Source organism: Chitinophaga sp. YR573, from assembly GCF_900110995.1.
Classification (GTDB): domain Bacteria; phylum Bacteroidota; class Bacteroidia; order Chitinophagales; family Chitinophagaceae; genus Chitinophaga.
In genome coordinates this window covers 2,274,818-2,294,665 of record NZ_FOJF01000001.1, presented here as the reverse complement: position 1 = coordinate 2,294,665, position 19,848 = coordinate 2,274,818, and the positions used below count along the sequence as shown (strand labels likewise).

Below are 19,848 nucleotides of genomic sequence, written 5' to 3'. Positions count from 1 at the left end.
TTATGGATATCAGGAATAAAAGTCTTAATCTGCCTATTGCTATCATCTCGGTTGCTATACCGGTATTGGTAGCAATACTTTTTTATTTACCACGCCCGCATATTGAGGCTGGGTTTAATGTATACATCCTTCCGTTATTTCATGCGATACTGAATTCTGCAACGGCAGTATTGCTGTTGGGAAGTCTGTACTTCATCAGGAGAGGACAGATCAAAGCGCATAAGATCACTAACCTGATAGCAGTAGGTTTATCTGCTATCTTCTTATTGTCTTATGTTACTTATCACTTCTTTACGGAGAGCACGAAATATGGGGATTCCAATCATGATGGAATAGTGGATGCTACCGAGAAGGCATTGGTGAGTGGTTCTGCTTATATATATTATTTCATATTGCTGTCTCATATACTGCTGGCTATTATCATAGTACCGCTGGTATTATTCACATTGCTGAGAGGTTTCCAGTCGGACTTTGTAAAGCATAAGAAGATAGCACGTATTACCTGGCCTATCTGGTTTTATGTAGCGGTTACAGGTGTGATCGTGTATATAATGATATCACCGTATTATTAATCTGCGTAAATTTGTAGTATGAAAAAGATCCTGCAGATATTAGTAGTGGTGCTGTTGGGCAGCCTTCAGACGATGGCACAGTGTTCTCTTTGCACCAAAACGGCGCAGCAGCTGGGTGAAGGGCCTGCAAAGGGATTGAATAACGGGATTTTATACCTGGCGTTAACTCCCCTGCTGATTATCGGCATCCTGGGGTTCCGCTACTGGAGAAGTACCAGACAATCATAATTCATCTGAAGATATTGACAATGGCTGCGTTCAACACGTGGCCATTTTTTATTTGCTGCATCCTTCCAGTTCATATATATGATAACCCTGTTGCAGGATGTTTTTTTCCCATACCGGAATTACTTCCTGCATATGACAAAAACGACAATCCCTTGAGGATACGGATTGCATATTCAGTGATTTGGATTTGAGGTAATCATTGCCGAAAGTAAGTACGCTTTCATAATTGGTATCAGCAGAAACGATAATGTCAAAATGCATGTAGCCGCCTTCCCGTCTTTTCACATAGGTATCAAAAATGGCGACTTCCATCGTTTGTTGTTCCGGTTTTATGGTCATAGCATGATGGTTAGGTAAATACTGGTAATGGATATATGAGTTGATTTACAAATATTGGGTATGTAAGCAGAGTACTCAAATATTTAACATCTTGTTTGCGAAAGGAGATTTACAAGAGTTATATCGATAAATGAAGATTAAATTTATTAATTTCCAGTATTAAACAGATTATAACAATAGTCTATCTAATAATGAAGGCCCTTTTAATTAACTTCCGGTTAACACATTTGAAGTAATAATTACACCGGCAGGAAGCCCGCTGATACCCAGATTTGGAAGATACTCAGAGTTTTATAAGATTGCATTTTTATTATACAAATAGTAACGAATGAAGTCCACTTATCAGTCGTTTAACCGTGGAGCTATCCCGGTATCCTATCCTGTGAATATTATCTCAGAGGATGAATATACGGACCCGCCAGTTGAGCATTTAAATACTCCGCGTGTATTGTGCTTATCCCTGCTGGCTGCTGCCAATGCAGCAGTTCTTGCGCAATGTTTATTGCTGCTGATAAATGGACTGATGAACTTATCTTTTTTAGGACGATTCTCTCTGGAAGAAGCAGATCCGACAGATACCGGGCTGGGGATATTTATAATAGCTATTCCTGTGCTGGGGGGGGGGCTGGCTATATTACTTATCCGCTATTGCAGGCAAAATCACCTGATAGAACCTCTCTGTATGGGCATTTATATTGGTACCGGTATACCATTGGGTATAGAAGGTGCGGTGGTTGCCAGCAGTTATATCTTTTCCAATTTCACTAAGAATAAATGGCGTACCACTTATCCTGAGAGAAGGATACTGGCAGCGGCCGGTATTGTATCCGGGATTGCTTATTTGTTTGGAAGTCCGGTTGCCGCTGTAGCACTGGCGCTGGAATTACTGCTGGTAGAGTTTACGCTGGGCAGTATATTTCCGCTGATACTGGCGGGAGTTGTGGGGGCTTCTTTTCATTTCCTGTACAGAGGCATGGAACCGGTGTTTGCTATACCGGAAGTGCCTGTTGCCACGGCGTCTGCATTGCTGGGTTATGTAGCTACAGGGGTGATAGTAGGATTTGTTGCAGTGTTTGTTACCAGGACGGTGTCCGGTATTTCCCGGGTGTTCGGGAAGTTACCTGTGCCGCTGTTATGGCGCCCATTGGTTGGCGCTGTTATTATCGGAGTAATGGGATATTTTGCACCTGATATGCTGGGTATGGGTTACGGACATATCAGCGATCTGTTACTGGGCAAGGTAACATTGCAGTTGTTGTTCATTGTGGGAATTGTAAAGTTCATTGCATGGACTGTAGCACTGGGTAGTGGTACTCCTGGTGGAACGGTGCTTCCTTTGCTGATTATGGGTGGTGCGTTTGGACTGTTTATTACTTTATTGCTGCAGTTTATGATGCCTGACGTTCCGCTTAACTTTTCCGTAGCGGCGCTGATAGGTATGGCAGCAATGCTGGCCGGTGGTCTCAGGATATTGCCTGCAGCCATCTTCTTTGCCATTGAAACCACGCATGAGCGGCATGCGATATTGCCGCTGATTTGTGCCTGTACAGCAGCTTACCTGGTATCTTTCCTGTTATCTAAAAGAAGAATTAATCGGGAAGTAGCTATTTAGAAACTACTTTGAGTCCTACGATTGAAAATATCAGCATAAAGAGGAAAAACAGGCGCCAGAAGGCCGCAGGTTCCTTAAACAGTATAATACCCGCAATGGTTGCTCCGGCAGCCCCTATGCCTGTCCAGATAGCGTAGGCAGTGCCTATAGGCAATCCCATTGTGACTGCTTTGTTCAGCAATAAGAAACTGGACGCGATACAGATAACGAAACCTACTGAGGGCCATAACCTTGAGAAGTTCTCTGAATATTTTAGAAAGATGGTAAAGCCCACCTCGAACAATCCACCAATTATTAAGTATAACCAGGCCATGATAATTAATTTATAAGGTATTCACGAAGCGGTATAAGTTGAAATTACCGCTATTGAGTTGTTGTTGTATTTGCTGTTGTAAGGCACGCCGGTCCACATCTTTCATACGGCGGTGCTGGATGAGCTGATAGGTTTTCTCGGTGAGCAGCTGGGCATGTCTTTCTGTATTGTCCATGATCTGGTGCTGGTGTAAAGCGATGGCATCTATGAGTGCCGGTAATCCCTCCTGTTGTGTGGCAACGGTTTTTATAACGGGTATTTCCCAGTTGTCTTTCTGGCGGGTATGTGCCAGCAGACGAAGGTTTTTTACGAATTCGTCTGCGTTGGAATGATCTGCTTTGTTTACGACAAAGATGTTGGCGATTTCCATCAGGCCGGCTTTCATGGTCTGGATCTCGTCACCGGCTTCGGGTACTACCACTACAATGGTGGTGTCGGCCACACCGGCAACTTCTACTTCGCTCTGCCCCACGCCTACTGTTTCTATGAACAGGTAATCGAATCCCGCTGCTTTAATGAGATCACTGACTTCAATGATTTTGGGACTGAGGCCACCCAATGCGCCACGGCTGGCCATGGAGCGGATGAATACGTCGTGATTGTTGAAGTGCTGACTCATGCGGATGCGGTCGCCTAACAAAGCGCCGTAGTTGAATGGAGAGGAAGGGTCGATTGCAATGATGGCTATACGCTTTCCCTGTTCCAGCAGGAGCTGGATCAGTTCATTTACCAGGGTACTCTTGCCCGCACCGGGAGGGCCGGTGATACCTATTATGCGGGTATGGCTGTTTGCCGGAAGGTTTTCCAGCAATTGTTCATAGCCTGCGGCCTCGTTTTCTACGAGGGAGATGCAACGTGCCAGGGCTTTTGAATCACCATTCAATAATAAAGGCAAAAGGGGAAAGTGCATGGCCGAAATTACGAATTACGAATGATCAATTGATTTTCTATCTTCGTAACCAATATATCTTTTATATGAAAGTATCCGGGTTCACTTTTGTGAGGAATGCAGTGAAGTATGATTATCCTGTTGTGGCAGCAATTAACTCTATTCTTCCTTTATGTGATGAAGTGATTGTGAGTGTTGGTAATTCTGATGATGATACACTTGCGCTTATTCAATCTATACAATCTCCCAAAATAAAGATCACACATTCTGTATGGGATGATTCTTTAAAAGAAGGCGGACGTATTCTGGCGGTAGAAACAGATAAAGCCTTTGCGCATGTAAGTAAAGACAGTACCTGGGCTTTTTATATACAGGCAGATGAAGTAGTGCATGAGAAAGATTATGATACTATCCGTGCTGCTATGAATCAGCATAAGTATGATCTGAAAGTAGAAGGACTGTTATTCAACTATACACATTTCTTTGGCAGCTATGATTATATAGGTGATTCCAGGATGTGGTATAAAAATGAAATCCGTATTATCCGTAATGATAAAACGATTTCTTCTTACCGCGATGCACAGGGATTCCGTAAGAATGATCAGAAGTTATTTGTAAAGCCAATTGATGCCAGCATCTATCATTACGGATGGGTGAAGGATCCGGAGGCACAGGCCCGTAAGCTGAATAATTCATTCCAGTTATATCATGGCAAGGATGAAGACAGGATTAGAAATCGTGTGGTGCTTGAACAGTTTGATTATGGAGAAGTAGAATCTCTGGCTCCTTTTACCGGTACACACCCGGCAGTGATGCAGGAACGTATCAATAAGAAGAACTGGAAATTTGAACATGATATCAGTCGTAAGAAGTTTTCTTTTAAGGGTAAGTTGTTGTATTGGATAGAAAAGAGAACAGGGAAACGATTATTCGATTACCGGAATTATAAAATCATCAGATAAATTGATTTTTGGGTGCAGGGCGAAGCCCTGCAAAACCCCTTCAATCTTTTAATGATGGTGTGAAGCGCCATCATTAAAAGATTGCTCTTCGATCAAAATAAATCTTCTCCTGGTATAGCAGGCTTTTTATCAGTACATAGATCTATATAATTTCATATACTCTTTTGCGTTAGTATCCCAACTGAATAACTTTGCATGTTGTTGCACAGCTGCTACTGGTTGATGTTGTTCGAAATGAGTGATACCGGCTTCAAATACTTTCTGCATTTCTGTTTTATCGAAGCTGCGGAAATAATAAGCAGCATCTCCGCCTATTTCGGGTAAGCTGGTTTTATCAGATAAGAATACCGGTTTACCAAAGTGCATAGCCTCTACTACCGGCGCACCAAAACCTTCGGCAATGGAAGGGAACATGAAGGCCTTACAATTTTTGTAGTACCAGTATTTTTCTTCATCGGTAATAGTACCTAAGAGTTTTACGCGATCGCTTACGCCCAGTGCGGCAGCTTCCTGTTCTATCTTTTTGATATAATCTCCCTGTTGTTTACCAGCAATAATCAGCTCATAGTCGTTGTGTTCCAGAAGCGCAGGTAATACATGAAAATTCTTTTTAGGAAGGATCATGCCGATAGAGAACAGGAAAGGCTTTACTGGTCTGTATGCCGGGGCATCAAAACCAGGGAATTCTTTTACTTCAGAACCCTGATAAATGATTCTGCATTTATCTTCCGGTACTTTGATATGCTGATGAATAGTTTGCAACGTGAATTTAGAAATGGCTACCACTACATCTGTTTCATCTACCTGTTGCTGCATTTCTTTCAGCAATCCGTTTTTCTCCGCACTGCTTTTCCGATCATCAAAAAGGAAATTGAGATCGTGTATAGTAAGGATTGTTTTCTTCGCTTTTTTGCGTGGCCATACATTACCTGTCTGGTGTACGGCATGCCATACATCCATCTTTGGCGGATTAAAGAAGTAGCGGTCGTACCATTTGTATGGTATCTTTTCAAAGTTGCCATTGAAGACGTTAAAATCCTTTGGAAGGTAATACAACAGTTTTTCGTCTTCCTGTGTGTATTGCAGTAGCCGTTGTCCTAATTGAAGACAGAAGGTATATAATCCGTTGTGCTGGTATTTCAGCTTTTCAAAATCTAATCCGATGAGATGCATTTCCAGTTATTTATGAGCGCAGCATTTGTTGTCTGAAACGTAAAGAGTACCGGGGAGGTGCATTGCGTGCTATCATCCATGCAATTTTTGCATAGAATCCTCCTTTATATACTTTCTTCAATAGCTTAAAGAAAAACCACCATTTTAAGATGGTGTAGTTTAACCAGGAATAATGTTTCGAGAAGAAGTAAATCAAAGAGAAATAGTATTCCTGGAGAAAGTCTTTTTTAACGGTTGTGCTGGAACCTACAAAATGAATGAACTGTGCTTCCGGTACCAGGTAACAGTTCCATCCTTTTTTCCTGAATGTATAAGCAAGGTCTTCTTCTTCGCAGTAGAAGAAGTAGTTGGTATCCAATCCGCCTATAGCAGCGAACATACCTGAACGCACAAACATAGAAGCACCTGATACCAGTGGCACCTGCAAGGGCTGCTGATAGGTAGTATCCCGCACGGGGAATGCTTCCGGTTTGAATTTACGCAGTAAGCCCGGGCCTAATAGTTTCAGAGATACAGTAGGGAAATAAGTGAACGTTCTGATGGGTTGCATCTTTCCGTTCATCATCTGTCCGGAACAGAGAGCGGTATCAGGATGTGACTGCATGAAGTTGTGCAGGATCTGCAGGCAGTCGTTCAGGAAAACGGTATCATTATTCAGGAAGTAGAGATAATCGGCTCTGGCATGTTGTACACCCAGCATATTGCCACCGGAGAAGCCTACGTTGAGGATACTTCTGACAAGGGTGATATGTTCTTTTTCATCCACGAAGTTCTTTAATTCCAGATAGGCTTCAGGGGAAGATGCATTATCCACGACAATGATCTGCCATTTAATCCGCGGGTCTGTATGTTTTATAACAGACTGGATACAATCCCTCGTATAATGAGTAGAGTTGTAGTTGATTAAAATGATAGCAACATCATACGTTATGTGCATTTTAGATACAATTAAGCCGGAAAATTAGGTATTTGTTGAAAGCTATAAAATTATAAATTATTATTTTGTGTTAGTGGGCTAATTATACAGCTTATTGGCCCGGATTTCGTTGATTAGTACTAATTCTATAATTTAGGTGGCATGACTAATTTCATTCCCATATTCCCTTTAGGCGTTGTGGTTTACCCGGATGAGCAGTTGAACCTGCATATTTTTGAACCCAGATATAAACAACTGATAGCCGACTGTATAAAAGAAAACAAACCGTTTGGCATACCCGCTGTAATTGAAAAGAAAGTAGCGGAGTACGGTACACTAGTAGACGTGGTGAGTATTCAGAAAGAATACGAAAACGGAGAGCTGGATGTAGTGACCCGGGGGACCCAGGTGTTTAGAGTACTGGAGATCATTCAGACTATTCCTGATAAATTATATACAGGAGCAATCGTGAGTTATCCGGACAACCAGTTCCGGGGTAATGAACGGTTACAATCACAGGTATTACAGGCTTTACGGGAGCTGCATCACCTGTTACAGGTAAATAAGGGCTTTAAGAAGCCGGATGCAGAGCTAAGTGCGTATGACCTGGCCCATCATGCTGGTCTTTCACTGGATGAGGAGTATGAGGTGTTACATCTTTTCCAGGAAATGCAACGGCTGGAGTACCTGAAACGTCATCTGATGAAGGTACTTCCCTTAATGGCAGAGATGGAAAGGCTGAAGGACAGGGTAAAGCTGAACGGGCATTTCAGGAACCTGACGGCAGGAGATCTTTAAGGAAGCCTTGTTTCTAGCCGGGATTGGTATAAATTTGGGGCCGTATAAATCAGATATGAAGAAGATAATAACGCGTTTGGCGTTCGCTTTGTCACTGTTAGCATTCGTTTCCTGTGAGAATGATATGGAAGCCATCCTGAAGATGGACAAACAGACTGCGGCAGTGGAGGAAGGGAAAGATATAGAATCTATTTACAGCCAGCTGGGCAAAGTGAAGGCCAAGCTAACCGCTCCGGTGATGCTCCGTCATATGCAATCTCCTGTATATGTGGAGTTTAATAAAGGACTGAAGGCATTGTTCTATAATGATACACTGGGAGTAGAGAGTACATTAACCGCCCGGTACGGTAAGTACTTTGAGAATAATGACAACGTATACCTGCGGGACCATGTAGTGGTTATCAACAAAAAAGGGCAACGACTGGACTGTGAGGAGTTGAACTGGGATTCCAAGAAAGCAATTTTCTATTCTAATAAAGAAGTTCGTATCAGTACACTTACGGATACCCTGTACGGAACAGGCCTGGAATCTAACCAGGACTTTAGCGATTATACAATTTTACACCCAAGTGGTCCTTTTGTAATCAAGGATAGTACAAGTAATCAATAAGTTAGTTAATATACTATAACGAAGACGGCCCAACATTGCAATCTGCAATGTTGGGCCGTTTCGCTTTAACCTATTTTTTAACCTAAAATTTTGTCTATTAGAGATTACAATAATTATGCCATTATAGACGATTATTCTTTCATATGGGGTGATTAGCGTATCCGTTGGTGTTAAATAGTATTAAAAAACGATTTAAAATTAATTTAATATGATAATAATCAACATATAATGGCTGACCTATCGAAATAGATCGTTTTACGAACTATTTTATAACGTTCACGGAAAGGGGACCTAAAGACAACTTCCGGTAGTATATCTTTGGTTCAGGTTTTTCATAGGATATGGTTAAAATTATTACAAGGGCGGTATTCTTACCGCCCTTCTACTTTTAAAACCGGTCTGCTTTTCATCTCCTTAAGCAACTGATAATTAGAAATCCATCACTCTTCAGTTAACCCATAAGGCGATTTTCCCTGGTTTTTGCAAAACGTTTAACTTCTTATTCATTACGTTCCCCAACTAAAATATAGCATTCACTAAAATGGATTATGTCTGTATTCAAAATAACCGCACCTTTGGTACAGGTTTTTCAATAAAGATATGGTTAAAATTTTTCGGGGCCGGTATCCACCAGCCCCGTTTCTTTTTTTATAACTCCCGATATCTCCTTTAAATGAAAAGCCCCGTGAGCTTCTCAGCATCACGGGACCTCCCAGATAACATCTTACTTATTCAAATCCATTTGGAAACGGTTGTTCCAACAGGTACCTGTATATGAAACGATACATTTCGTTATCGCTGTGTCTGTTTTTTATACTTGTTCTCCAGCCGTGGCGTTCGCCGGGGTATATCATGAACTCGAAGTGTTTGCCCAGGTTTTCCAGCTTATCCACAAACTGAATACTATTCTGGATATGTACGTTGTCGTCCATAGTGCCGTGGGTAATCCTTAAAAGGCCCTTGTAGCGGTCTGCGTAATAAATGGGACTGGTTATACGGTAGCCGTCCGGATTCTCCGCAGGGGTATCCATATAGCGTTCTGTGTAGTGGCTATCGTATAGCTGCCAGTCGGTAACGGAGTAGTTAGCCATACCGTGGGTGAATACACTGGCGCCATAGGTCAGTGCCATGCAGGTGATATACCCTCCAAAGCTGCCGCCTGTGATGCAGACCTTGGTGGTGTCTGTCCAGGGTTGGGCACGGAGCCAGGTGGTGGCGTCCATATAATCTTCGATTTCGTGTTTGCCCAGCTGGCGATGGATGTAGTTCATACCCATCTTACCCAGTTGTCCTGAGCTGCGGTTATCTATTGCTACCTGGATGATGCCTTCTTTTGCCAGCCATTGTGCGGGGAGGGATGATTTCCAGTTATCGTACACAGTGCCGGCATTGGGGCCGCCATATATACTGATGAGGATGGGGTATTTTTTACCTTCCTGCATATGTAAAGGCATGGTGATGGTCATGGGAAGTTCCAGGCCGTCTCTTGTTTTGTAGTACCGGATCTTTGTGCCGGCAAGGTTGTATTGGTCGAACTGGGCTCCTTTGCTATGGCCGAGCTCTCTTATCACTTTACCTTTGTTATTCAACAGGGCCATTACCGGAGGTGTGGACAGGTTGGAATAGGTGGTGATGAAGAAAGAGCCGTTGGGGCTTACCATGGTGTTATGGAAGTAATCTCCGAAAGTGAGGCGGGTGAGTACCCCTGTTTTCATATTTACCTGGTAGAGGTCCGTACGGGTGGAAGCCTCTTTTCTGGCAACGAAGTAGATGAGCTGGTTTTTATTATCGATGCTGGCGATGAAGTTCACGGTCCAGTTTCCGCTGGTCAGTTGTTTGTTCAGGGAGCCGTCCATGTTGTACCAGTAGAGGTGTGCCCAGCCGGTTTTATCGCTTTGCATGATGAAGCCTTTACCGTTTTCCAGGAAGGTCATATCATCTTTCCAGTCTATCCAGGTAGGTTGTTTTTCGTCGTAGACTTCTTTTTTAGACCCGTTTTCCAGGTTCACGTCATAGATTTTCAGGTTGTCTTGTCCGCGGTTCATCCATTGTAACCAGAGGTGACCGTCCGCTGTCCAGAAGGGAGTACCGAAGTATTGGTCATCGTTTTCGTTGAAGTCTGACCATACGGTGTTGCCACCGGTAACGGGTACTATGCCCACTTTTACGGCAGGGTTGGTATCTCCTGCTTTAGGGTAGCGGGTGTTTTCCAGGTAGCCGTGTTGTCCTGTAGCGCTGTAGATCGGGAATACAGGCACTTTGCTGTCGTTGAAGTGCATGTAGGCGATGTGTTTGCTGTCGGGGCTCCACCAGAAGGCGCGGTATTTTGATGGGCGGCCGAGGATTTCTTCGTAGTATACCCAGGAGGCCCAGCCGTTATAGATAACGTCTGTACCGTCTGTTGTGTATCGGGTTTGTTTTTTAGTAGCGATTTCTATGCTGTACAGATCGTTACCGTGAGTGAACGCCACGTATTTACCGTCCGGGGAAAGGGTTGGGTTTCTTTCCTGGGTGGTGTCGTGTGTTAATTGTGTTTTTACGCCTTCGTCTGAGGTGTAGATAATATCGTTTTGTACAACGGCGACACTGGCACCGTCGGGTGCTTTTTCATAGGGAGTAGCATTGCCGGTTTGGGCATCTACTTTCCAGGCTTTAGCGTCTGAACGCATTTCTATATAGTGGGTATCATCTGCCCATCCGCGGATGGCTGGTAAGGGCTGGGATAAGCCGCTGGCTTCTCCTTTGAAGATCTGTCCGAAGCTGAGGTCTTTTTTCTCCTGTGCCTGCACAGTAGAGATGAAAAGTCCTGTTGCGGTTAAACAGACTGACAAATAACGTCTTGTACGCATAGTTTGGATGTTGTTGTATCTGTAACGAAAATAATAAAATAGAAATGATCAGGTAGGAATTACGGATGAGTGGGTTGGATAAATTCTGATTGGGGGTTGAAGGGGGATAGGCATAAAAAAAGCCCGGTAGTTAGCCGGGCTTTTATCGTTATATTTTTTCCTGTTTCATTTGCGGGAAGAACAGTACATCCTGTATGGATGGCTGGTTCGTCATGATCATAGTGAGACGGTCTATACCGATACCGATACCGGAAGTAGGCGGCATGCCGTATTCCAGGGCACGGAGGAAGTCGTAGTCTATATACATCGCTTCATCATCACCACGCTGCATGAGTTCTACCTGATCTTCGAAACGCTTGCGCTGATCAATTGGATCATTCAGCTCACTGTAAGCATTAGCGAGTTCTTTACCATTTACCATCAGCTCGAAACGTTCTACCAGTCCTGCTTTGCTACGATGCTTTTTGGTGAGCGGGCTCATTTCCACGGGATAGTCGATGATGAAAGTGGGCTGTATATAATGATGCTCACTTGTTTCTCCGAAGATCTCATCAATGAGTTTGCCTTTACCTATGTTAGGAGGAACAGAGATGTTCAATTGTTTGCAGGTAGCACGCAATTCATCTTCACCCATATTGGTAACATCGATGTTCGTATGTTCTTTAATAGCATCATAAAGACTGATACGGCGGAAAGGCGCTTTGAAGTCGATCACTTTATCACCTACCTGTACCTGTGTGGTACCATGTAATGCGATAGCGATTTTTTCCAGCAGCGTTTCTGTAGTACGCATCATCCATTCATAATCCTTGTAGGCCGCGTACATTTCCATCACGGTGAACTCCGGATTGTGGGTACGGTCCATCCCTTCATTACGGAAATCTTTGGCAAATTCGTATACCCCTTCAAAACCACCTACGATGAGGCGTTTGAGGTAGAGTTCATTTGCAATACGGAGATACAAAGGCATGTCCAGCGCATTGTGATGCGTTTTGAACGGCCTTGCAGCAGCACCGCCCGGAATAGGCTGCAGGATTGGTGTTTCCACTTCCAGGTAACCCATTTCGTTATAGAAATCGCGGATAGTCTGCATGATGCGGGTGCGTTTGATAAACACATCCTTTACTTCCGGATTAATGATAAGGTCAACATAACGCTGACGGTATTTAAATTCCGGATCAGTGACAGCATCAAAGGATTCGCCTTCTTTTTCTTTTACGATAGGAAGCGGACGTAATGCTTTGGACAGTACCGTGATCTTTGTTGCGTGTATGGAGAGTTCTCCTGTTTTGGTAATAAAGGCATAACCTCTGATACCTATGATATCGCTGATATCTAATAATTTTTTCCAAACGGTATCGTACATGGTTTTATCCTCACCATCGCTGATATCATCGCGGCGGATATAAACCTGCATACGGCCGGTATGGTCCTGTATCTGTGCGAAATTAGCCTTACCCATGTCCCGCACGCTCATAATACGGCCTGCCAGGCAAACGTCCTGGAACTGGTCTTTTGTTTCTTCTGAATAAAGTGCCTTAATATTTGCGGCAGTATTATTCACGGGAAATTCTTCTGCAGGATAGGGGTTAATTCCTAACTTTTCCAGTTCCTGCATTTTCTCCCTGCGTATGATCTCTTGCTCAGATAGTGGTGTCATGAGTACTAATTAGAATAATGGAGTGCAAAAATAGCTGATTTAGTGGGGAATTGGCATCAAATTTTCTATTTACAGGTGTTGGCAATTTTTTCAACACTAAACTCTTAAATGGATGAAAACCATTATAGTACCTACAGATTTCTCGGCAACAGCTTACAATGCAGCCCGTTATGCGCTGAAACTGGCAGCGCAACTGGGTACCAGTCGCATTCTGTTGTATCATGCCTATGAGTTAATCATTCCGGTACCGGATCTGCCTACATCTGTACCAGTGGTGGATCCCAAAGAGTTGAAGGAAGCCAGTGAGGCTGGTCTTGCGAAAATGCAGCAGGATTTGTCCGGGCTTGTACCAGCGGGTGCTGTGCTGGATGTGCGTGCGGAAAATAATCTGCTGGCAGCTAATATAGACGAAGTGGCGAAGGAAGAAATGGCGGATGTGATTGTGATGGGGATTACCGGAGGCGGACAACTGGAAGAGATCCTGATAGGTTCTAATACCATAGATGTGGTGAAACATACTACTTTCCCGGTGATCATCGTACCTGGAGAGGTGGCTTTCAAACCCATCAATAAAATCCTGTTTGCCTGTGATTTCAAGAAAATAGGCACACATACGCCTATTGCTCCTCTTAAAAAGTTATTAGACATCTTCCATGCAGAACTGCATGTATTGAATATAGACCGGGCAGGAAAGGGCCTGAATGCAGAGATCCCGCTTGAAAGCCTGTTGCTGGATAACTTACTGGAAGGCTATCATCCTGTTTATCACTTTATTGATCATGATAATATTGTAGAAGGGATTATGGAGTATGCGGACAAGATCCAGGCCGACCTGATTCTGACTGTTCCCCGCAAGCATGGATTGTTTGAAGGATTGTTCAGACGGAGTCGTACGGCAAAGCTGGCATTTCATACACATATTCCTATGCTCGCTATTCATGAGTGAGGATATGTTAAAGATTGTTAAACCTTTCCCGTTTTAAATTATTCTAATCTTTAACCGGTTGGTGGTACAAATATTGTTACTATTTTGCATGTAAAATCACAACATCGAACTATATGTATAAGAAACTATCGCTTTTGTTATTATCCGGAATTGGCTTTCTGCCGGCTACCCAGGCGCAGCTGTTAAAAAAGTTAGGTAATGCAGTAAGCACTGCTACTGGTGGTACAACTGCCAGTGGTGTTACGCAGACTGATGCAGGTAATGCTATTAAAGAAGCACTGTCGAAAGGAGTTGCTAACGGGATTGCTTCGCTGAATAAGAAAGACGGATTCTTTGGTAATGAGGCATATAAAATGTTACTCCCGCCAGATGCTGTGAAAGCAGGGAATACATTACGTGGTATTGGTTTAGGCAGCCAGGTGGATAAAGCTATCCTGTCTATTAACCGTGCTGCTGAAAAAGCGGTAGGTTATGCGGCTCCTATTTTTGTAGATGCTATTAAGGAGATGAGTATCACAGATGCGCTGAAACTGATTCAGGGTGATAAGACTGCTGCTACTGAATACTTTAAAGGTAAAACTACTGATAAGCTGAAGACTGCGTTTACGCCTGTTGTGAAGGGTTCACTGGATAGCACCAGCGCTACCAAGTACTATGGCGACATTGTAACTTCTTATAATAAGCTGCCTACTACCTTTAACAAGATCAATCCTGATTTGCAGGATTACGTAACTGGTATGGCTGTGAATGCACTGTTTGACCAGATAGCTAAAGAGGAAGCAAATATCCGTGCTAACCCGGCGGCAAGAACTACCGATCTGCTGAAGAAGGTATTTGGAAAGTAAAAGTGCGCGGTTAATAGGCTTCAGACAGGAAGGAGACAGGACGGAGAGAGGACGGAGCTATGAAGGAACGTACTAAGATATACATGGAAAAAGGCCAGCAACTGCTGGCCTTTTTCCATGTATAAATGATTTTACAGACTTCCTGCCAGCAAAACCTGCCAGGCTTCCTGTACTTTTCCCTGTTCCAGCAGTTTCTGTGCATAACGATGCAGTTCTTTCTCCATTTCTTCCGGTGCAATGCTGTAGTACTGGAAGATATTTTTCAGGTGTACATCATCAAATGCAGGGTCAATGACCGGTTGCTGCTGTACATTGGCCAACTGCCCCAGGTTATTGCCTGTGAGAATATGGCTGTGACGGATTGTTAAAGGAAGGGCATCTACCCCTATCCCTAATGCCGTATTAGGTTTTGCCACTTCAAATACAGCATCACCGGATGCCCGGCAGTAGTAATCAGCTCCCATCCGGGCAACAAGGTCTATTTTGTGTGGGTCTATCGCTCCTTTATTATCCAGAATATCTTCATTAATATGAATTAATACCGGTTCGCAGATAACCAGGTTCCCGGCACCCCCTTCCTGCCCTGTCTCTATAATCTCTTTTACTATACACTCTAACTGTACAGGGCTTTCTTTTACACGAAAGGGTTTTATCTTTTCTGAAGGCAAGGGTGTAAAGCCGGACTTCTCAAACTCACTGATGCCCCTTGGATATTCACAGCTGGCCAGTGAGGCCTGCTGTACCATGGCATAATTGACCACATTGATCACCACTTCTTTGGTAGCATAGATATTCTCCAGGGTATGTTTGATGGTATTGTCACGTACCCGGCGTGCCGGAGAGAATATAAGAGTAGGAGGATTGCTCCCGAAAAGATTAAAAAAACTAAAGGGAGACAGATTAGGCTGCCCGTCTTTGTCCATTGTACTGGCAAAACAGATGGGCCTGGGCGCAATAGCGCTCTGCAGCCAGGTGTGCAACTCGGCGGTTTTTAGCTGCCCGGGAATGATTTGCATTTATTTCTTCAGTTTGAGAATAGAGAAATCAGATTCTTCCTGCACTATTGTATTAGAGAGGGTACCCAGTCCATCGATCTCCATTTCCACTACATCACCTGGTTGCAGCCATTGTACAGGATAGTTAGGATCATTTAGTTTACCTGTACCGTTTAGTTCCAGGAAACATCCGGTACCTACGGTGCCACTGCCTATTACATCACCGGGCAGGATGTTGGCGCCATAGGCACAACGTTCAATGATTTCTGCAAAGGTCCAGTTCATATCACCCATATTCCCTTCGCTCACCTGGATGCCATTTACTTTACATGTCATTTTAAGGTTGTAATTCTTGCCGGTATGTCCTGGTCTTGCCGGTATCAGCAGGTGTTCCAGTTCATCAGGCGTTACAAGCATGGGGCCTATCACGGTGCTGAAATCTTTTCCTTTGGCAGGGCCAAGGTTGAGTTTCATTTCATCCATCTGTAATACGCGTGCGCTCATATCATTCATGATCATGAACCCTGCTATATAGTCATCTGCTTCAGCGGCGGTGACATTACGTCCGGGACGGCATATCACAACGGCAGCTTCCAGTTCAAAGTCGAGATTTTCGAAATGGTCCGGCATGCAGTGTACGTCACCAGGGCCTTGTATAGCGTTATGGTTGGTGAAGTAAAAGATAGGGAACTGATCGAATTCCGGGATCATTTCCATTTTACGGTTACGGCGTGCAGTGGCCACGTGCTGGCGGAATGCGTAGCCATCGCGGCAGGAAGAAGGAAAGGGTACGGGAGCGATAACATGTACACGATCATATTGGATACCCATGCCTATGCCAACGTGTTTTCCTGCCTTTAACTGGGCATCAGCTTCCATAGCGATGCCGATAACATCGTCCCACATCAATAGAAACATTTGCATATTTCCGGGTAAATCGGGGTGTAAATCCTGGGTATTGTACAAAGTGTCGCCAACTAATATTGCCAGCTGATCGCTCTCATCCCGGAGGTAGGTAACTAGTTTCATAAAGTGAGTGTTCTGGTTGTATGAGCTGTAAATATAGGTAAAATGATATTTTTATCTGTAGGGGTGCAACATTCTGTTAGCGTTATTGTTAGTGTGTGCATACGGGTTCATTTATTAGTAAAATAATTATACTTATTGGCACTTGAATCGGCATAATATTAGCAGATATATTCAGTCGGCGATAAGCCGTGGAAAGGAAACACAGAAGCTATTCAACCTATTTGACTCAAAAAATTAAAACCGGAAGTCATGAAGTTTGATAAGATTAAGAATAAAGGACAGGCTAGATTATTTGAAAGCAGGTATTTGGAAATGCTCACCAAAACACATCCCCTTGCGATATGGGGAATATACCTGCCTATTATCGGGTTTATGTTGTATTACAGTCGTGTAACCCTGGGTTTTGGGTTCTTTACAATCACAACAGTTTTCCTGGGAGCCATGCTTTGCTGGACGCTTTTTGAATATGCAATACATCGTTATGTATTTCATTTTGTAACAGAGAACCCCAGATTGCAACGTATTGTGTATGTGTTACATGGTAATCACCATGAATACCCACGTGATAAGCAGCGCCTGTTTATGCCTCCGGTACCCAGTCTGATACTGGCATCAGTGGTCTTCGGCGCGCAGTATTTTTTCATGAACAATGTTGCTTTCATGTTTTTCCCCGGCTTTTTGCTTGGGTATCTTATATATGGAAGCATGCATTATGCAATTCATGCCTGGAACCCTCCTTTAAAGGCGATGAAGCCTCTCTGGCGTAATCATCATCTGCATCATTATAAAGGCGATGATAAAGGTTATGGCGTAAGCTCATCTTTCTGGGACTGGGCATTCAGGACCAGTTTTGACCTGGAAAAGGAGAAAGAGGATAAAGAAAAAGTAAGAGAATTAATGTTTAATAAGTAATAGCCCGATCACCACTTCTCTTCCCCATCGTCGTCAATAGGTTTTGTAAATTCTTTACGGGATATGATCTTTTGCTGTTGCCGCTGAATAAGCAGGGCTGCTATTTTGCGGTAGGCATCAGGGGTGATATCTGATTCAAGTACTTCACGTACTTTATTTTCGGCTACATCTATTTTGTACAGTAAAAGTACAAACTGCTGAAAGTTGTGGCTGATCAGCTCTTCCAGTCTTTGTGCAAGCAATTCTTCCAGTTGTTCATAGGTAATGCCCGGCTGAATAGCCAGGGCTGCATCTTCTGATAACTGAAGGACTGTTTCCTGAAATACTACGGGATCCATACATTTTATTATAACAAAAAAGCTCCGTGAGGAGCTTTTTTGTTGTGCTATTATTTCATTTGTTTGATCTTGTAAGACGCATTCGTCACAATTCTTACGGGCACTTTAATATCTTTCTTGATGCGCTTGGCTTTGTTGGCCAGGTAGGTATATGTACCATTCATTTCTGTGTTCTGGGCAGCAATGCTGGGTAAACCGGAAGAGCGGTCGATGAGGTAGTTGGTCATGATATCACCGTTGATCTCAGCGGTCGCCTGAATACCATCTTCAATGGTAAATGTTTCTACTTTATTGGTATTTACTTTACCTGTACCATTTATTTTAACGGTTTTAGCGTCCCAGGTCTGCAGGTTCCAGTAAAGGTCTATACTACCTACAAGGCCAGTACGGATAGGTACGTTTTCTTCCCAGCGGGTACCTAATTTAATACTGCGTACGGGGTATGTAACCAGCAGTTGTTCCAGCCATGAGCGGAAGGCGTTGGTGCCGAACTGGTCTTTCATCAGTTTCTTATAGGCTTCCTGTTCGTTTTCTTTCAGGCTGGAGAAGGTAGCGGAGGCTTTATCCAGTAGTTCATCCAGGCCGTTGATTTTGGTAATATAACCGGTAGCCTGAAGGGTTACTGTAAAAGGATGGTCCAGTATGCTTTTCAGGGCAGCCTGGAATGGTTCCTTGTCATTTGGCGTATTGGCATCTACCAGGATATTCTGGTTCCTGGTATTGAAGTTGAATTTCAGCTCTTTGTAACGAAATGTGAGGGTAGCCACGCCTGCGATGTTATCATCCACATTGATGGTGATGGTGTTATTAAAATCGCGGGTAACGCGATTAGTCACATCATCTACTGTGGTGTAGGTTTCACTGCGGCTTTCCTGTTTCAGTTCGAATTGCTGTCCTTTCTGGAAATTGTAGCTGAGATCTATATAGTCCCTCTGTTCCGGTTGTTCCTGGGCGAATGCTGGTATAGCCAGCGCTGACCCTAATGCCATTGACACAAAAAATCGCTTCATCATTACACTATAGTTTATTATACATATTTTTCAATTACTCCCAGGCCGAACAGTGCAAAGTCGTATTTGGCAGGATCTTCAGGATCCAGTTGGCGTAACTGAGCTGTAAGGTCCAGTGCTGTTCGCCAATCGGACTTCGCTTCCGGTATCAGACCAAGTCTGGTAGCTACCCTTGCCACATGTACATCTACCGGGCAAACGAGCTGGGAAGGTGAAATGTGCTTCCATAGTCCAAAATCCACGCCATTTTCATCATTTCTTACCATCCAGCGCAGATACATGTTCAGCCGTTTGCAGGCGGAGTTCTTTTCTGGTGTTGAAATGTGTTTGCGGGTCCTTTCCGGGTGTTCGAGGGAGAAGAATGTTTTATGAAATCCTATCAATCCTTTTTCAACATTCACATCGCTGGAAGTCATATGGCCACTGAAGGCAAATTCCAGGGAGGTGATATTTTCATAGTAGTGTTGAAGGAACTCTATAAAGTACAGCAGATCTATACCGTTAAATGTACGGTGACAGAATTGCATGAGTTTGAGTCGTTCTTTTGGCTGGTGGTTCCTGATGTAATCATATGGAGCGTTATCCATATGCTGCATCAGTTCCCTGCACTTGTTGATGATAGTAGTGCGGTTGCCCCATGCCAGTACTGCAGCAAACAGCCCTGCAATTTCAATATCCTGCAGTTCACTAAACAGGTGAGGTATACAAACAGGATCACCTTCTATAAAGTCGGGATTGTTATAGTATGCCACCTTTGTGTCTAAGAAGGCCTTGAGTTGCTGCAATTTCATAATTGATATTCGGTTATTTATCAGGACATACCTGTCTATATCTGAAATTAAGCAAAGATGC

The 19,848-nt window shown here is 43.6% G+C and carries 21 protein-coding genes; 9 read left to right on the top strand and 12 right to left on the bottom strand.

Translation table 11 applies throughout. From position 1 onward, the window contains the following. Nucleotides 1–2 precede the first annotated feature (2 nt). Together BMW86_RS09610 and BMW86_RS09605 are read left to right on the top strand one after the other, a co-directional pair. The gene (locus BMW86_RS09610) at nt 3–572 is read left to right on the top strand and encodes a DUF420 domain-containing protein (RefSeq protein ID WP_089781256.1); all 570 of its coding nucleotides are present in this window, start codon (nt 3–5) and stop codon (nt 570–572) included. A gap of 18 nt (nt 573–590) precedes the next feature. Beyond that, entirely contained in the window at nt 591–800 is a 210-nt protein-coding gene (locus BMW86_RS09605; protein ID WP_089781254.1) for a hypothetical protein, read from the top strand. A 48-nt stretch (nt 801–848) separates the two neighbouring features. Here BMW86_RS09605 and BMW86_RS09600 read toward each other — a convergent pair whose 3' ends face one another. Then, a complete protein-coding gene (locus BMW86_RS09600) occupies nt 849–1,139 on the bottom strand; it encodes a DUF2024 family protein (protein ID WP_255372890.1) in 291 nt (96 codons plus the stop codon). Between the two features lie 328 nt (nt 1,140–1,467). Here BMW86_RS09600 and BMW86_RS09595 point away from each other — a divergent pair, with 328 nt between their 5' ends. Continuing rightward, nucleotides 1,468–2,751, top strand: coding sequence for a chloride channel protein (locus BMW86_RS09595; protein ID WP_089781252.1), 1,284 nt, complete (start codon nt 1,468–1,470; stop codon nt 2,749–2,751). Here BMW86_RS09595 and BMW86_RS09590 read toward each other — a convergent pair. After that, on the bottom strand, nt 2,744–3,064 hold the full coding sequence (locus BMW86_RS09590) for a DMT family transporter (protein WP_089781250.1): 321 nt from the start codon (nt 3,062–3,064) through the stop codon (nt 2,744–2,746). The genes BMW86_RS09595 and BMW86_RS09590 overlap by 8 nt on opposite strands. Before the next feature lie 10 nt (nt 3,065–3,074). After that, the gene (meaB, locus tag BMW86_RS09585; RefSeq protein WP_089781248.1) at nt 3,075–3,974 is read right to left on the bottom strand and encodes a methylmalonyl Co-A mutase-associated GTPase MeaB; all 900 of its coding nucleotides are present in this window, start codon (nt 3,972–3,974) and stop codon (nt 3,075–3,077) included. Between the two features lie 65 nt (nt 3,975–4,039). On the opposite strand from meaB, the gene BMW86_RS09580 reads away from it, so the two are divergent. After that, nucleotides 4,040–4,915, top strand: coding sequence for a glycosyltransferase family protein (locus tag BMW86_RS09580; RefSeq protein WP_089781246.1), 876 nt, complete (start codon nt 4,040–4,042; stop codon nt 4,913–4,915). A gap of 129 nt (nt 4,916–5,044) precedes the next feature. Here the strand turns inward: BMW86_RS09580 and BMW86_RS09575 are convergent, their stop codons facing one another. Then, the gene (locus BMW86_RS09575) at nt 5,045–6,088 is read right to left on the bottom strand and encodes a glycosyltransferase family 4 protein (protein WP_089781243.1); all 1,044 of its coding nucleotides are present in this window, start codon (nt 6,086–6,088) and stop codon (nt 5,045–5,047) included. Between the two features lie 10 nt (nt 6,089–6,098). Beyond that, nucleotides 6,099–7,025, bottom strand: coding sequence for a glycosyltransferase family 2 protein (locus tag BMW86_RS09570; protein WP_089781241.1), 927 nt, complete (start codon nt 7,023–7,025; stop codon nt 6,099–6,101). A 141-nt stretch (nt 7,026–7,166) separates the two neighbouring features. On the opposite strand from BMW86_RS09570, the gene BMW86_RS09565 reads away from it, so the two are divergent. Next, nucleotides 7,167–7,802, top strand: a complete 636-nt coding sequence (locus tag BMW86_RS09565) for an LON peptidase substrate-binding domain-containing protein (RefSeq protein WP_089781240.1) — start codon at nt 7,167–7,169, stop codon at nt 7,800–7,802. A gap of 55 nt (nt 7,803–7,857) precedes the next feature. Next, a complete protein-coding gene (lptC, locus tag BMW86_RS09560; protein WP_089781239.1) occupies nt 7,858–8,412 on the top strand; it encodes an LPS export ABC transporter periplasmic protein LptC in 555 nt (184 codons plus the stop codon). 728 nt (nt 8,413–9,140) lie between these two features. Here the strand turns inward: lptC and BMW86_RS09555 are convergent. Both BMW86_RS09555 and lysS read right to left on the bottom strand, forming a co-directional pair. After that, nucleotides 9,141–11,261, bottom strand: coding sequence for a S9 family peptidase (locus tag BMW86_RS09555; protein WP_089781237.1), 2,121 nt, complete (start codon nt 11,259–11,261; stop codon nt 9,141–9,143). 148 nt (nt 11,262–11,409) lie between these two features. Continuing rightward, nucleotides 11,410–12,921, bottom strand: a complete 1,512-nt coding sequence (lysS, locus tag BMW86_RS09550) for a lysine--tRNA ligase (protein WP_089781235.1) — start codon at nt 12,919–12,921, stop codon at nt 11,410–11,412. Nucleotides 12,922–13,033: 112 nt separating this feature from the next. Here lysS and BMW86_RS09545 point away from each other — a divergent pair, with 112 nt between their 5' ends. Both BMW86_RS09545 and BMW86_RS09540 read left to right on the top strand, forming a co-directional pair. After that, the gene (locus BMW86_RS09545) at nt 13,034–13,867 is read left to right on the top strand and encodes a universal stress protein (protein WP_089781233.1); all 834 of its coding nucleotides are present in this window, start codon (nt 13,034–13,036) and stop codon (nt 13,865–13,867) included. 113 nt (nt 13,868–13,980) lie between these two features. Beyond that, nucleotides 13,981–14,712 (top strand): DUF4197 domain-containing protein, encoded by a 732-nt coding sequence (locus BMW86_RS09540; protein WP_089781231.1) that lies wholly within the window; start codon nt 13,981–13,983, stop codon nt 14,710–14,712. A 131-nt stretch (nt 14,713–14,843) separates the two neighbouring features. Here BMW86_RS09540 and BMW86_RS09535 read toward each other — a convergent pair whose 3' ends face one another. Further along, nucleotides 14,844–15,728 (bottom strand): flavin reductase family protein, encoded by an 885-nt coding sequence (locus BMW86_RS09535; RefSeq protein WP_089781230.1) that lies wholly within the window; start codon nt 15,726–15,728, stop codon nt 14,844–14,846. Then, a complete protein-coding gene (locus BMW86_RS09530) occupies nt 15,729–16,736 on the bottom strand; it encodes a fumarylacetoacetate hydrolase family protein (protein ID WP_089781228.1) in 1,008 nt (335 codons plus the stop codon). A 249-nt stretch (nt 16,737–16,985) separates the two neighbouring features. On the opposite strand from BMW86_RS09530, the gene BMW86_RS09525 reads away from it, so the two are divergent. After that, nucleotides 16,986–17,648 carry a sterol desaturase family protein gene (locus tag BMW86_RS09525; RefSeq protein ID WP_089781226.1) on the top strand — a complete coding sequence of 221 codons (663 nt, stop codon included), beginning with the start codon at nt 16,986–16,988 and terminating at the stop codon, nt 17,646–17,648. Nucleotides 17,649–17,656: 8 nt separating this feature from the next. On the opposite strand, the gene BMW86_RS09520 is transcribed toward BMW86_RS09525, so the two are convergent. The 3 genes from BMW86_RS09520 to BMW86_RS09510 are packed head-to-tail and all read right to left on the bottom strand — an operon-like array spanning nt 17,657 to nt 19,787. Beyond that, complete coding sequence (locus tag BMW86_RS09520; RefSeq protein ID WP_089781224.1) at nt 17,657–17,986, bottom strand: hypothetical protein; 330 nt, start codon at nt 17,984–17,986, stop codon at nt 17,657–17,659. A gap of 50 nt (nt 17,987–18,036) precedes the next feature. Beyond that, nucleotides 18,037–18,999 (bottom strand): DUF6263 family protein, encoded by a 963-nt coding sequence (locus BMW86_RS09515; RefSeq protein WP_143056537.1) that lies wholly within the window; start codon nt 18,997–18,999, stop codon nt 18,037–18,039. A 14-nt stretch (nt 19,000–19,013) separates the two neighbouring features. Then, nucleotides 19,014–19,787, bottom strand: coding sequence for a TIGR02757 family protein (locus BMW86_RS09510; protein WP_089781221.1), 774 nt, complete (start codon nt 19,785–19,787; stop codon nt 19,014–19,016). Nucleotides 19,788–19,848 lie beyond the last annotated feature (61 nt).